Origin of the sequence: Acinetobacter sp. CIP 101934 (assembly GCF_000369585.1) — a bacterium.
Lineage (GTDB): Bacteria > Pseudomonadota > Gammaproteobacteria > Pseudomonadales > Moraxellaceae > Acinetobacter > Acinetobacter schindleri.
This window is the reverse complement of the sequence record NZ_KB850094.1, coordinates 2,653,560-2,667,130: the sequence shown is the minus strand read 5'-3', so window position 1 is coordinate 2,667,130 and position 13,571 is coordinate 2,653,560. Positions and strand designations below refer to the sequence as shown.

General features: G+C 43.5%; 10 protein-coding genes and 4 tRNA genes. 12 read left to right on the top strand and 2 right to left on the bottom strand.

Annotated elements, in window-relative coordinates; translation table 11 throughout:
• Nucleotides 1–127 precede the first annotated feature (127 nt).
• Genes trpA through F899_RS12915 form a run of 4 tightly spaced genes read left to right on the top strand, consistent with a single transcriptional unit; the run spans nucleotide 128 to nucleotide 4,135 of the window.
• On the top strand, nucleotides 128–931 hold the full coding sequence (trpA, locus tag F899_RS12930; protein WP_004891514.1) for a tryptophan synthase subunit alpha: 804 nt from the start codon (nucleotides 128–130) through the stop codon (nucleotides 929–931).
• Nucleotides 928–1,824, top strand: coding sequence for an acetyl-CoA carboxylase, carboxyltransferase subunit beta (gene accD, locus F899_RS12925; protein ID WP_004816134.1), 897 nt, complete (start codon nucleotides 928–930; stop codon nucleotides 1,822–1,824). Before trpA ends, accD begins: the two co-directional genes overlap by 4 nt.
• Complete coding sequence (gene folC, locus F899_RS12920; RefSeq protein ID WP_005223171.1) at nucleotides 1,821–3,107, top strand: bifunctional tetrahydrofolate synthase/dihydrofolate synthase; 1,287 nt, start codon at nucleotides 1,821–1,823, stop codon at nucleotides 3,105–3,107. The genes accD and folC overlap by 4 nt, the downstream gene beginning before the upstream one ends.
• A complete protein-coding gene (locus tag F899_RS12915) occupies nucleotides 3,104–4,135 on the top strand; it encodes an SPOR domain-containing protein (RefSeq protein ID WP_005223170.1) in 1,032 nt (343 codons plus the stop codon). The genes folC and F899_RS12915 overlap by 4 nt, the downstream gene beginning before the upstream one ends.
• A 12-nt stretch (nucleotides 4,136–4,147) precedes the next feature.
• On the opposite strand, the gene F899_RS12910 is transcribed toward F899_RS12915, so the two are convergent.
• Nucleotides 4,148–4,729, bottom strand: a complete 582-nt coding sequence (locus F899_RS12910) for a dual specificity protein phosphatase family protein (RefSeq protein WP_171063864.1) — start codon at nucleotides 4,727–4,729, stop codon at nucleotides 4,148–4,150.
• Nucleotides 4,730–5,196: 467 nt separating this feature from the next.
• Nucleotides 5,197–5,838, bottom strand: a complete 642-nt coding sequence (locus F899_RS12905; RefSeq protein ID WP_005223168.1) for a peroxiredoxin — start codon at nucleotides 5,836–5,838, stop codon at nucleotides 5,197–5,199.
• A 322-nt stretch (nucleotides 5,839–6,160) separates the two neighbouring features.
• Here F899_RS12905 and secA point away from each other — a divergent pair, with 322 nt between their 5' ends.
• The 8 genes from secA (at nucleotide 6,161) to F899_RS12865 (ending at nucleotide 12,524) form a co-directional block, all read left to right on the top strand.
• Nucleotides 6,161–8,887 (top strand): preprotein translocase subunit SecA, encoded by a 2,727-nt coding sequence (secA, locus tag F899_RS12900; RefSeq protein ID WP_004891523.1) that lies wholly within the window; start codon nucleotides 6,161–6,163, stop codon nucleotides 8,885–8,887.
• A gap of 135 nt (nucleotides 8,888–9,022) precedes the next feature.
• The gene (locus F899_RS12895; protein WP_004891526.1) at nucleotides 9,023–9,376 is read left to right on the top strand and encodes a hypothetical protein; all 354 of its coding nucleotides are present in this window, start codon (nucleotides 9,023–9,025) and stop codon (nucleotides 9,374–9,376) included.
• A 153-nt stretch (nucleotides 9,377–9,529) separates the two neighbouring features.
• Complete coding sequence (argJ, locus tag F899_RS12890) at nucleotides 9,530–10,750, top strand: bifunctional glutamate N-acetyltransferase/amino-acid acetyltransferase ArgJ (RefSeq protein WP_004891528.1); 1,221 nt, start codon at nucleotides 9,530–9,532, stop codon at nucleotides 10,748–10,750.
• A gap of 160 nt (nucleotides 10,751–10,910) precedes the next feature.
• The gene (gene nadA / locus F899_RS12885; protein WP_004891531.1) at nucleotides 10,911–11,978 is read left to right on the top strand and encodes a quinolinate synthase NadA; all 1,068 of its coding nucleotides are present in this window, start codon (nucleotides 10,911–10,913) and stop codon (nucleotides 11,976–11,978) included.
• Between the two features lie 153 nt (nucleotides 11,979–12,131).
• Nucleotides 12,132–12,208 (top strand) — tRNA-Pro (locus tag F899_RS12880).
• A 35-nt stretch (nucleotides 12,209–12,243) separates the two neighbouring features.
• Nucleotides 12,244–12,320: transfer RNA gene (locus tag F899_RS12875), tRNA-Arg, on the top strand.
• Between the two features lie 34 nt (nucleotides 12,321–12,354).
• Nucleotides 12,355–12,430, top strand: a tRNA-His gene (locus F899_RS12870).
• 17 nt (nucleotides 12,431–12,447) lie between these two features.
• A tRNA-Pro gene (locus tag F899_RS12865) sits at nucleotides 12,448–12,524 on the top strand.
• The last annotated feature ends 1,047 nt before the right edge of the window (nucleotides 12,525–13,571 follow it).

Below are 13,571 nucleotides of genomic sequence, written 5' to 3'. Positions count from 1 at the left end.
TGAAATACAATACCGCTTCGCTGTGTACTGTTCAATGAACAAAAAATAGCGTTACAATGCGGTGTCTTGTATTTCTACAATAGTCAACGCTTCAAGTTTGAAAACACGTTAAGGAACGCACAACCCTATGTCACGTTTAGCCACACGATTTGGACAACTTAAATCTCAACAGCGTAAAGCTTTAGTTTCTTATGTTATGGCTGGTGACCCGCATCCTGAGGTGACTGTACCTCTGCTCCATCAAATGGTAGATGCTGGTGTCGATGTGATTGAACTGGGTCTTCCATTTTCAGATCCGATGGCGGATGGTCCCGTGATTGCACTTGCTGCTGAACGTGCACTTGCAGGCGGAACCAATACCCTGAATGCTCTGGAAATGGTGAAAGAGTTTCGTCAGAAAGATAATGAAACTCCAGTGGTTCTGATGGGTTATTTAAACCCTGTTGAAGTGATTGGCTATGAAAAGTTCGTGGCTTATGCTCATGAATGTGGAGTCGATGGTGTACTTCTGGTGGATCTGCCACCTGAAGAAGCAGATGATTTGAAAATCGTATTGCAAAAATACGACATGGATCAAATCTTCCTGCTGGCGCCAACTTCAACCGATGCCCGTATTCAGCACGTGGTAAAACAGGCCAGCGGCTTTATTTACTATGTGTCACTAAAAGGGGTGACCGGTGCAGCAACTTTAGATGTATCTGAAGCTGCCGCTCGCATTCAGAAAATTAAGACCGAGACAGATGTTCCTGTTGGCGTTGGTTTTGGTATCAGTGATGCTGCATCTGCGAAAGCGATGGGTGTTGCTGCCGATGCAGTGATTGTAGGAAGTGCGTTCGTGAAGCAGTTTGCAACGCTCGCGCCAGAACAAGCCGTTGTCGAAACGGTGAATAAAGTCAAGGAGCTTCGAGCAGCGCTCGATGAGTTAGTATGAGTCAACCAGTCAAATCAGGCAAAATTCTGAGCCCATCGACCCCATGGACGGAACGTACAGTTCCAGGTATTGATGTTCCTGATGAGCAAACCGCGCTTAAGGCGACGTTTACTGAGCCAACGATTGAGTGTCCAGAATGTCATGCTTTGGTGACACGTACCGCGATGTCATTTAATGCCTATGTTTGTCCACAATGTGATGAACATCTGAGAATGAAGGCACGTGACCGTCTGAACTGGTTCTTTGACCAGGTACAGACAGAAATGGGTCAGGAATTTAAGGCAAAAGATCCATTAAAATTTGTCGACAGCAAAGCCTATCCAGACCGCATGTCGGAAGCGCAGAAAAAAACTGGCGAAACTGAAGCCTTAGTTGTGATGCAAGGTCAGCTGAAAGGCGTAGCAATGATTGCAACTGCTTTTGAATTTGATTTCATGGGCGGTTCAATGGGTACTGTGGTGGGTGACCGTTTTGTGCAAGCCGCTGAACGTGCGATTGAACTGCAACAGCCATTGATCTGTTTTGCCGCTTCAGGTGGAGCACGTATGCAGGAAGGCATGTTGTCTTTGATGCAGATGGCTCGTACATCAGCTGCAATCCAGCGTCTGAAAGAAGCAGGTCTGCCATACGTAGTCGTGCTTACCCATCCGGTTTATGGTGGTGTAACTGCATCTCTGGCTATGTTAGGTGATGTGCATATTGCTGAACCGAAAGCAATGATCGGTTTTGCGGGTAAACGTGTCATCGAACAAACAGTACGTGAAAAGCTGGAAGAACCTTTCCAACGTGCAGAATATTTGCTTGATCATGGTGTGATCGACCAAATTGTTCACCGTCATGCATTACGTGATACAGTCTATCGTATTGTCACGAAATTGATGAATTTGCCTTGAACACAGCAGCACCTTTAGCAACAGATTCTTTAGATACATGGCTCGATTATTGGAGCCATGTTCACGTTACGGGTATTGATTTAGGTCTGGAGCGCGTCATTCCAGTCGCTGAAAAGCTGGGCGTTACACAGCGTGAAGCCAAAGTGCTGACCGTTACTGGAACCAATGGCAAAGGTTCGACCACGACCACCTTGGCCGCCATTCTAAATGCACAAGGTTTGAAAGTGGGTCTGTATCAATCCCCGCATGTGTATCGCTTTAATGAGCGCGTCAAGCTACGCGGTATTGAAGTTGAAGATCAGTTGCTGGTAGATGCTTTTGTTGAAGTTGATCAGGCTCGCCGCGAATGTGGTTTGAGCCTGTCTTTCTTCGAAGCAACCACACTCGCTGCCTTTGTTATTTTTAAAAATGAAGCTTGTGATGTATGGGTGCTGGAAGTAGGGTTGGGCGGGCGTCTGGACGTGGTCAATGTCGTCAATCCAGACGTTGCAGTGATTACCAATATTGGTCTGGACCATACCGACTGGCTCGGTGATACCATTGAAAAAATTGCCTTTGAAAAAGCCGGCATTATCCGTCCAAATATTCCGGTGGTTTTTGGTGGACAGCAGGACATTCCTCAAGCGATTTTAGATAAGGCTGCCGAATGTACAGCGCCGTTATATGCCATCAATCGTGATTATTTTTATGAAGCCTTTGAAGATGGTGCATCCTGGGGCTTTGCATCTTCCGGGACAACACTGAAACTTCCGACAGGTTCATTGGCACTGGATAATATCTCGACAGCTGTTGCAGCAATTCTGGTGAGTGGTCTGGAAGTCAGTCAGGAAGCCATTGCACAAGGAATTCAGACGGCAAAATTGCCAGGTCGTTTTGAGATTCGTGAAATTACAAATAAAACTGTGATATTTGATGCCGGGCATAATCCGCATGGGGTCGAATTCCTGTTAAAACAGTTAAGTCACTATTTAAATCATCATTCGCAGATTTCGGAAGTAGTCTGTGTCTTTTCGATGTTAGGTGATAAAGATATAAATTCTGTAGTCGGGTTATTGAAAGACAGTATCCGATTATGGAAAATTGCACCGTTAAATGTTCCACGTGCAGCAGAGCTGTCGGTATTGACTGATGCTTTAGCTGGGCAAGCGGTGGAAACCTATAACAATGTTAAATTAGCTTTTCAATCAGCGCTGGATGAAACGAATAATAATCAGCTGATCTTGGTGTGTGGTTCATTTCATACGTTAGAAGCGGTATGGGAGTATTTGGAAGAATGTCAATGAATAACAAACAACGCTGGATGGGAGGCGTTGTTTTATTAGGTGGTGGTGTTTTATTGGCAGCATTACTCCTGAAAGGCAAAGCAGAAATTGATCATCATAGTGTGAATGTGCCGGAACAGCCGGCTCAGGTAGAAAGTCGGGATGTAGGTGGTCCGAGTTCATTGACGGTAGATGTTGAAACTGAAAAACGTCTTCTGGAGCAGCAGCGCCGTGACCGTGAAAAGGCCGTAGCTGAGCAGGAAGCACGTGCAGCAGAATTCCTGGCGATGCAACAGCAGGCTGAAGCGGATGCAGCACGTAAGGCTGCTGAAGAATATGCTGCCCTAAATGCACACCGTATGGGCCAGCAAAGCTCAGACAATATTCCGCCAGAACTGGTAGAAGATGAACAGGCCAAACAGAAACGTTTAGCCGAAGACAAAGCGGCCGCGCAAAAAAGGCTTGAGCAGCAGAATTTAACCCAGCAGCAACATTCTTCTGATGCTGTGAAGAAAGAAGCTGAGCGTAAAGCTGCAGAGGAAAAGCGCAAGGCAGAAGAGCGTAAAGCGGCTGAGAAGAAAGAGGCTGAGCGCAAGGCTGCTGAAGAAAAACGTAAGGCGGAAGAAAAGCGTAAAGCCGAACAGCAGAAAGCAGAAGAACAGCGTAAAGCGGCTGAGAAGAAAGAGGCTGAACAAAAAACTGCCGAAGAGAAACGTAAGGCTGAGGAAAAACGTAAAGCTGAAGAAGCCAAGAAAAAGGCTGAAGCTGAAAAAGCACGTAAGTTGCTGGAAGGCGAAGATGACAAGCAGTGGATGGTTCAGGTGGCACTAGCTGCCAATGAAGCCAATGCTGATGCGATTGCAGCAAAACTGCGTGCCAAAGGCTATAAGGTGACCAAGAGCCCAACCTCAAAAGGAATACGGATTATGGTGGGTCCATCGAAAGACCGTGAAGCAGCTGATGCGATCCGTAAGAAAATCGCCTCTGATGCCAGTCTGAACATGAAATCAGCTTGGGTTAACGATTGGGTGCCTTTAGATAAACGTTAATTTAAGTCTGCTTTAAACAGATGGATCCGTGAGTTGCTCTCGGATCCATTTTACATTTTCAGGGGTAAATAATTTTTCAATATTGCGCCAGATACTGTGAAAACCATAACTGCCATGTTTCATTTCTGTTACCGCATCATCAATACTCCAGTTCTGAAAAATAATCCGGTACATGGCTACACTAGCACCGGTACGATCAGAACCGTGATAGCAGTGTAATAATACCTTTTCATTATTTTGCCGTGCCTGCTGAATCAACTGCATCACCTTGAGTAAATCTTCACGTTGCATAGCCCAGGTATGGATGGGTATATGTCTCAGCTTGAGATTTTCATTGTCGAGTATTTCCGAATCTTTATCACGTGAACGCAGGTTAATGACCACATCAATGTCATACTGTTTCAACAAAGGCTTCAGTTCATGGCTGGGCTGTTCACTGCGATAGAGTTCATTACTAATCTGATAGAAATTATATTGTTGATGAATTTCCTGTCCCCAATGCGCAGGACGCTGATATTCTGGTAAGGCAGGTGTAGTCATACAACCAGCTAAGGCAAAGATAGAAACGATAAAAAATGAATAATAATTTTTCATGGTGCTCTGAATTGTAGTTTTAATCACTATTTTAAACAGAATAAAACTTTTCACAAAAAAAAAGCCTGTCTGAAGACAGGCTTAATAGAAAGCTCGATAACCCGGCTCGTCAATGGGTTTTAATCAAAACATGGAAATGAATATTTATGATTTTGACTATCTTCATTTCCATGGTGGAGAGTTGATTACAGCTTAATTTTAGTTTAATGAGCAACTCGGCTTTAGTTTACCGCTTGAAGCATGGCTTCTCGTCTTCTTACGGAATATATTCCTCAGGACGGAACATGGTTTCTATTTGGAAACTACGCGCTTCGCTTGTCTTGCGAAAAACTAAAGCAACGCTTTAGCTTTAATGCGAAGCATAGCTTCTCGTCTTCTTGCGGAATATTCCTCAGGGCAAGGCAGTGCCTTGCTGATCCTTTACTACGCACTTCGTTTGTCTTGCGCAAAATTAAAAAGGAGTCCTTTTAATTTTGCTCAGGCTGGGGCGTTAAACGCAGGTAAGGAGTTACTGCCTTATAACCTTTAGGGAAGCACTGTTTGATTTCTTCCTCGTCTTTCAATGAAGGAACAATTACTACATCATCGCCCTGTTGCCAGTTGGCAGGCGTTGCCACTTTATGGTTATCAGTCAACTGAAGTGAATCAACCACACGTAGAATTTCATGGAAGTTACGACCAGTCGATGCGGGGTAAGTGATGATCAGACGCACTTTCTTGTTCGGATCAATGATCACCAGAGAACGTACGGTCAGTGTTTCACTGGCATTCGGATGAATAAAATCATATAGGGTAGACACCTTACGGTCCTGATCTGCAATGATCGGAAAATTCACGCTGGTATTTTGAGTTTCATTAATGTCTTTGATCCAGCCATGATGCGAATCCACATCATCTACGGATAAGGCGATAGCTTTTACACCACGCTTTTCAAATTCATCTTTAAGCTTTGCGGTAAAGCCAAGTTCAGTGGTACATACTGGCGTATAATCCGCTGGATGCGAGAACAGAATGCCCCAGCTATCACCTAAAAAGTCATAGAAATTAATTAGACCTTCGCTTGATTGTTGTTCAAAGTTCGGTGCGGTATCGCCTAAACGTAAAGTCATGATATGTGCCTCAAAATTCTGTTATTGGTTTGGATAAAACTAATATGAACCAGTTTTTTTATAATTAAAAATAGCGTTTTTAGCTTTTCTTATGAGCAAAAGTGCATAAAGATAAAATCCATCTATCTGCTTTTGAATCAAACAGCCATGCATTTTACTATATTGCGTGTTCAAAATTTGCTACATTACGTTGCCTTAGATCTCCGGGCTGGAAGCTGGAATAAGGTTTTTTTATTAAAACCCTTGTAGTTCAAATTTCTAGCACCATAATAAACGACTAAGAACATATTCATTTGACAAGCAAGATTTAGAGAGTCTATTCATGTTGGCAAGTCTGATCGGAGGAATCTTCGGTACCAAAAATGAGCGCGAACTCAAACGCATGCGTAAAATCGTAGACAAGATTAATGCGCTCGAGCCGACGATATCAGCCCTAAGCGATGCAGACTTATCTGCAAAAACTGAAGAATTCAAACAACGATATAATAACGGCGAAAGTCTAGATAAATTACTCCCTGAAGCGTTTGCGGTCTGCCGTGAAGCAGGTAAACGTATTATGGGAATGCGTCATTACGACGTACAGCTGATCGGTGGTATTACCTTGCATGAAGGCAAAATTGCCGAGATGCGTACTGGTGAAGGTAAAACCCTAATGGGTACCTTGGCCTGTTATCTGAATGCTTTAAGTGGTCAGGGCGTACATGTCATTACTGTGAACGATTACCTGGCACAGCGTGATGCTGAGTTAAACCGTCCATTATTCGAATTCTTGGGTTTGAGCATTGGTATCATTTACTCCATGCAAAACCCGGCAGAAAAAGCTGAAGCTTATAAAGCCGATATCACGTACGGTACCAATAACGAATTCGGTTTTGACTATCTGCGTGACAACATGGTGTTCTCGCTGGCAGAGAAAAAGCAGCGTGGTCTGACTTATGCGATTATCGATGAGGTCGATTCGATCCTGATCGATGAAGCACGTACACCATTGATCATTTCTGGTCAAAGTGAAGACTCTTCTCAGCTTTATTCTGCAATCAATAGTATTCCACCAAAATTACATCCGCAAAAAGAAGAGAAAGTGCCGGATGGCGGTCATTTCTGGATTGATGAAAAACAGCGTTCTGTAGAAATCACCGAAACCGGTTTTGAATTTGTTGAAAATGAACTGATCTCTATGGGTTTACTAGCTGAAGGCGAGAGTCTGTATTCAGCATCTAACCTGAATCTTGTGCACCACGTGACTGCGGCAATTCGTGCGCATTACCTGTATCAACGCAATGTGCATTACATTATCCATGAAGGTGAAGTCATCATTGTTGATGAGAACACGGGTCGTACCATGCCGGGCCGTCGCTGGTCTGAAGGTCTGCATCAAGCGGTAGAAGCGAAAGAGGGTCTGGAAATCCAGCCTGAAAACCAGACGCTTGCAACTACAACTTTTCAGAACTATTTCCGTCTGTATAAAAAACTGTCTGGTATGACCGGTACAGCGGATACTGAAGCTGCGGAAATGAAAGAAATTTATGGTCTGGATGTGGTGCTGATTCCAACCCACCGTCCAATGATCCGTAATGACCAGAATGACTTGATTTACCTGAATCGTGAAGGTAAATACAACGCCATTATTCAGGAGATTCAACGTGTTCATGAAGCTGGTGTAGCACCGATTCTAATTGGTACTGCGACTATCGAAGCTTCTGAAATTCTTTCTGATAAATTGCGAGAAGCGGGCATTCAGCACGAAGTTCTGAATGCAAAACAGCACGAACGTGAAGCAGATATTATTGCCCAAGCTGGTGCACCACGTGCAGTAACCATTGCAACAAACATGGCAGGTCGTGGTACCGATATTTTGCTGGGCGGTAACTGGAAAGCCAAACTCGCTAAAATTGAAAATCCAACAGCTGAAGATGAAGCTCGCTTGAAAGCTGAATGGGAAGATAACCATGAAGCCGTATTGGCCTCAGGTGGCTTGCATATTATTGGTTCTGAGCGTCACGAATCGCGTCGTATCGATAACCAGTTGCGTGGTCGTGCTGGCCGTCAAGGCGACCCGGGTGTATCCCGTTTCTATCTGTCACTTGAAGATGACTTGATGCGTATCTTCGCAGGTGACCGTATCATTGCCATGATGCGTGCCATGGGTCTGCAAGAAGATGAAGCGATTGAGCACAAGATGGTATCGCGCTCAATTGAAAATGCACAGCGTAAAGTTGAAGCGCGTAACTTTGATATTCGTAAAAACCTGTTGAAATACGATGACGTAAATAACGAACAGCGTAAGATTATCTATTCTCAACGTGATGACATTCTGGCCGAAAGCTCGCTACAAGATTACATCGAAGAAATGATCCGCGATGTCATGAAAGGCATGATTGCGAACTATGTTCCGCCAGAATCTATTCATGACCAGTGGGATATTGAAGGTCTAGAACAGGCATTGAAAGAAGACCTGAACTTCGAATTACCAATAGGTCAATGGTTAGAACAGGACCGTCGTCTGGATGAAGAAGGTCTGGTTGAACGTATTACCGATGAAGTGATTAATCGCTACCGCGAACGTCGTGAACAGATGGGTGCTGAATCGGCAGCGACTTTGGAACGTCACTTCCTGTTGAATTCTCTGGATCGTCATTGGAAAGAGCATCTGGCTGCGATGGATTACCTGCGTCAAGGTATTCATCTACGTGGTTATGCACAGAAAAATCCGGAACAGGAATACAAGAAAGAAGCGTACAACCTGTTTGTGAATATGCTGGGTGTGATCAAATCTGATGTGGTGATGGACCTGTCCCGTATCCATGTACCAACTGCTGAAGAACTGGCTGAGATGGAAGCACAGCAACAGGCTCAGGCTGAAGCAATGCGTATCCAGTTGTCTCATCAGGAATTTGACAGTCTGCTGGAGGGTGGGGAAGAAGATCATACCCTGCAAAATGCCAATACAACTTCAGTTGCACCGGTATTTGAAGCGCCTGCAAGTCGTAATGCACCGTGTCCATGTGGTTCAGGTCTGAAATACAAACAGTGTCACGGTAAAATTTAAGTGATATAAAAAATCAGAGCTCCAGGGCTCTGATTTTTTTATGTGAAAAAGTTTTTCAAAAGCACATTTTGAATTGCAGTCCATAACATTAAGTGTTATTTAGTTGCTCATTGGACATCAAATTGCGGACAGACAATGAAAAAAGTATTAAAACCGTTGATGATTGCTGCTTTGGCAATCCCTACATTGAGTTTTGCAGCTTCAGAAACCACAACTGTAGATAAAGTCAAACAAGCCATTGGCCCAACGACTGCACCTGTTCAGGTAGATGCAAGCGGTCAGGTGACTGTGGAAAGCCCTCGTACAGGTATCCGTTATACCTTTGCCAATCCGAACCGTCCGATTGTACTACAAACTGCTGCAATTACTGCTGCCAATGCAGCCAATGCTGATCGTATTGTGGCATCTAATCCGGCATTGTCCACGACTAGTCAGCAACAGGCGAAACAAGCATTGCTAAATGAAGCTGCCCAGCTGGCAAAAAACTAAGTTTTGCTGAGCTTAATAAAACCAGTCACTATGCTGGTTTTTTATTGTGAAAAACCATAAGAAAAGTGAGCGTCTATCAGGCTTTGGCTCGATTTTTTGTCTCAGATCAACTAAGCTGTATTTTTCTAAAACTTCAATATTGGACATTTTAAAATGGCAGTTGGTGACGTATCTATGCCACAGATGCATGTGGTGAAAGGGGTAAAAATTGGTTCGGCAGAAGCGTATGTGCGTTATCAGAACCGACGTGACCTGGTGATATTTGAACTGGCTGAAGGCTCCAATGTTGCAGGGGTATTTACCCAGAATGCTTTTTGTGCAGCACCGGTTCATGTGTCTAAGGCACATTTGACAGTAGGCAAACCACGTTATTTAGTGATTAATACGGGTAATGCCAATGCTGGTACAGGCCCAACCGGTATGGCAAATGCAGAAGCAACTTGTGCAAAGCTTGCTGAGCTTGCTGGCGTAAAACCAGAGCAAGTGCTTCCATTCTCAACAGGTGTGATTGGTGAGCAACTACCAATGGAGCGCCTATTGAGCGGTTTACAGCCAGCACTAGACTCATTGTGTGATGATGCATGGGTAGATGCAGCGACTGGGATCATGACCACAGACACCACACCAAAAGGTGCTTCTGAACAGTTCGAAATGGATGGCATCACCTATACCATGACTGGTATTTCTAAAGGTGCGGGCATGATTCGTCCAAATATGGCGACCATGTTAGGGTATGTAGCCACCGATGCACCGATTAGCCGTGAACTGGTTCAACAGTTGCTATCTACAACAGTGAACGTGTCATTCAACCGTATTACCATTGATGGCGATACTTCAACCAATGACTCTTGTATTTTTATTGCGACTGGACAGGCGGGCGGTGCTGAAATTAGCTCTACTGAAGATCCACGTTATGCAGTAGTTCTTGAAGTACTTACACGTACCATGAAACGTTTGGCTCAATTGATCGTACGTGATGGTGAAGGCGCGACCAAATTTATCACTGTGGCAGTTGAGGGTGGGGCGAATACACAAGAATGTTGTGATATTGCCTATAGTATTGCCCATTCTCCGCTGGTGAAAACAGCGATCTTTGCTTCTGATCCAAACTGGGGGCGTATCCTGGCTGCGATTGGTTATGCTGGTGTGGCAAACTTAGACGTTGCAAAAATTCAGGTTTGGTTAGATGATGTACAAATCTGTAAAGATGGTGGTGCAGCGGCAGATTACACGGAAGAAGCTGGTGCGCGAGTGATGTCTCAGGCAGAAATGACCATTCGTGTTGACCTTGGACGAGGTACAGCGAAAGATACGGTTTATACCTGTGACCTGTCTTATGACTATGTCCGAATCAATGCGGACTATCGTTCATAATGCTGATTTAATTCAAAAGCCTCCGTTTGGAGGCTTTTTTATACTTTTTAATTTTTTATTGAATGGTCAAAAAAAGGCATATTGCCAAAAATGACCGGTATGTGATGTAGGGTGGATGTCTGGCGTAAGGCAGGCATATAGGAAAAGAGAAGATGTTGTTATGAATGATGCAACCAAACTGATAGCCAATGAAGCCAAATCAATTGTGCAGGCACATTTGGACCGCCTGGGTGAGACGAAAGAGCATCAGTTAAGTGAACAGGCCAAGCAGGAAAAGTTTGCACAGATCCAGGCAGAGCTTAAAAAGCGTGATGCTGTACTGGTCGCACATTATTACTGCGATCCTGAAGTTCAGGAACTGGCAGAACTCACCGGTGGTTGCGTATCTGATTCATTGGAAATGGCTCGTTTTGGTCGCGATCATCCAGCGTCCACTTTGGTCGTCGCTGGTGTGAAATTTATGGGGGAAACTTCTAAAATTTTATCACCGAATAAAACTGTACTTATGCCAACATTAGAAGCGACCTGTTCACTGGATCTCGGTTGTCCTGTCGATGAATTTACCAAGTTTTGCGATGCTCATCCTGATCATACTGTAGTGGTTTACGCCAATACTTCGGCAGCTGTAAAAGCACGTGCGGACTGGGTGGTGACGTCAAGCTGTGCAGTAGAAATTATCGAGCATTTAGATAGCTTAGGTGAAAAAATCATTTGGGCGCCAGATCAGCATCTTGGTCGTTATATTCAAAAGAAAACCGGTGCCGATATGTTGCTATGGGATGGTGCGTGCATTGTGCATGAAGAATTCCGGTCACGTGGCATTGCCAATATGAAAGCGTTGTATCCAGATGCTGCGGTACTGGTACATCCTGAATCCCCTATGTCTGTAGTTGAAATTGCAGATGCTGTTGGAAGTACCTCGCAACTCATTAAAGCTGCTCAGACTTTGCCTAATGAGCGACTAATTGTGGCAACAGATCGCGGTATATTCTACAAAATGCAGCAGGCTGTACCGGACAAGATCCTGATTGAAGCACCAACTGCTGGCGAGGGAGCTACCTGCCGCTCATGTGCGCATTGTCCTTGGATGGCGATGAATGAACTTGATGGTATTCTGCATGTGTTGCAACATGGTGATCAGGAAATTCATGTCGATCCTGCTTTGGCACAACGGGCAAAATTACCACTTGACCGGATGTTGGACTTTAGTGCCAGTCTAAAACGTTAGGATTTGTATAAAAAATGTCTGAAATGCTTGATAAATATACGCTTGAAGCGATTTTTTGATTTTTTTTAAATATAGGTGTTGACGTCTTTGGGCGTCGCGCCTAGAATGCACACCGTACCAAGCGATTAGCTTGATACGAAAGCTGAGATGAATCGGAGCATAGCACAGCCTGGTAGTGCACCTGGTTTGGGACCAGGGGGTCGTAGGTTCGAATCCTACTGCTCCGACCAATTCTTCAAGGCGGATGATAAGTATCATCGGTAAAGCGCTTGTAGCTCAGTTGGATAGAGCATCCGCCTTCTAAGCGGATGGTCACAGGTTCGAATCCTGTCAGGCGCGCCATTTGGTTGCCTGGTATTTTAGAATCAAAATGATGGTGGATGTAGCTCAGTTGGTAGAGCCCTGGATTGTGATTCCAGTTGTCGCGGGTTCGAATCCCGTCATTCACCCCAACTTTTAAAGTTGAAATCGGAGCATAGCACAGCCTGGTAGTGCACCTGGTTTGGGACCAGGGGGTCGTAGGTTCGAATCCTACTGCTCCGACCATCTCCTTAAAGATGGTCGAGATAAAAGATACCGCGTTAAGCGGTTTTTTTATGCCTGAAATTTAATAATTCAAATCAAATTAGAATGAGTTCTTAAATTACTTCTCAATTAGATTACTTATTTCTTTAAGTATTCTGCTTTGTATATTGTCTGACTTTACTGAGATAACTTTGCTTTCGTCTGATGTGATCACTGATTGGTGGTCCAATAATATAACCATAAGTAATAACGATGCTGAAACCATTATTGCGACACTACTTATTGAAAATAACGAGCTTGAAGTAATTATCTATATTTCGCTAAAAGATATTTATCGGGGTTTTTCTTGAGGATATGTTTTAAAAGTATGAAAAATTATTTTTTGAAATGATAAGAATGAGCGGCTGCTAAAATAAAAGATAATGAATATTTAAATAAAAATTATATGAAGAGTAATCAGTTTATATGCAGATTTAGAAAAGTAATGAAGCTTTTTATAAGAAAGACAAAGAAAATATTAAGTAACGTGCCTGATTCTGTACCATTTTTAGTCAAAAGATAGAGAAAAACTGGTTTTTTGTAGAATAAATAAACAGACGGTAATTTTTGTTGAAAAAGGGGGTTGCACGTGGTGTGAAATACTGTAGAATGCACATCCATCGGCGGTGATGAAGATTAAAACTTCTGATAAAACAGTAACTTAGTTAAGATTGGTTGAGTTAGGTTTTATTTGATAAGTTTAAAAATAATCTGATTTACTGGTTGACTTTCTAGAGATAGAGAGTAATATAGCCGACCTAGCTTGCTGCTGACGAAGTAGCAAGAAGATCATTAAGAGATTATGAAGAACAACTTGTGTGGATTTTTACTGGTTGATTGATCGAAATTATTTTCATTGATTGATGGTAGAAATTACTCGAAGTTTATTTGAGAAATTGATGTCAGAAAATTGATGAGCCAAGATTTGGTGTTTTGAATAAAGCACTATTGATTTTAAACTGAAGAGTTTGATCATGGCTCAGATTGAACGCTGGCGGCAGGCTTAACACATGCAAGTCGAGCGGGGAA

What these genes read in the sequence shown, in the direction of transcription:
- trpA (WP_004891514.1), top strand. Translation starts at nt 128, where the DNA reads ATGTCACGTTTAGCCACACGATTTGGACAACTTAAATCTCAACAGCGT.
- accD (WP_004816134.1), top strand. Translation starts at nt 928, where the DNA reads ATGAGTCAACCAGTCAAATCAGGCAAAATTCTGAGCCCATCGACCCCA.
- F899_RS12915 (WP_005223170.1), top strand. Translation starts at nt 3,104, where the DNA reads ATGAATAACAAACAACGCTGGATGGGAGGCGTTGTTTTATTAGGTGGT.
- F899_RS12910 (WP_171063864.1), bottom strand. Translation starts at nt 4,729, where the DNA reads ATGAAAAATTATTATTCATTTTTTATCGTTTCTATCTTTGCCTTAGCT.
- F899_RS12905 (WP_005223168.1), bottom strand. Translation starts at nt 5,838, where the DNA reads ATGACTTTACGTTTAGGCGATACCGCACCGAACTTTGAACAACAATCA.
- secA (WP_004891523.1), top strand. Translation starts at nt 6,161, where the DNA reads ATGTTGGCAAGTCTGATCGGAGGAATCTTCGGTACCAAAAATGAGCGC.
- F899_RS12895 (WP_004891526.1), top strand. Translation starts at nt 9,023, where the DNA reads ATGAAAAAAGTATTAAAACCGTTGATGATTGCTGCTTTGGCAATCCCT.
- argJ (WP_004891528.1), top strand. Translation starts at nt 9,530, where the DNA reads ATGGCAGTTGGTGACGTATCTATGCCACAGATGCATGTGGTGAAAGGG.
- nadA (WP_004891531.1), top strand. Translation starts at nt 10,911, where the DNA reads ATGAATGATGCAACCAAACTGATAGCCAATGAAGCCAAATCAATTGTG.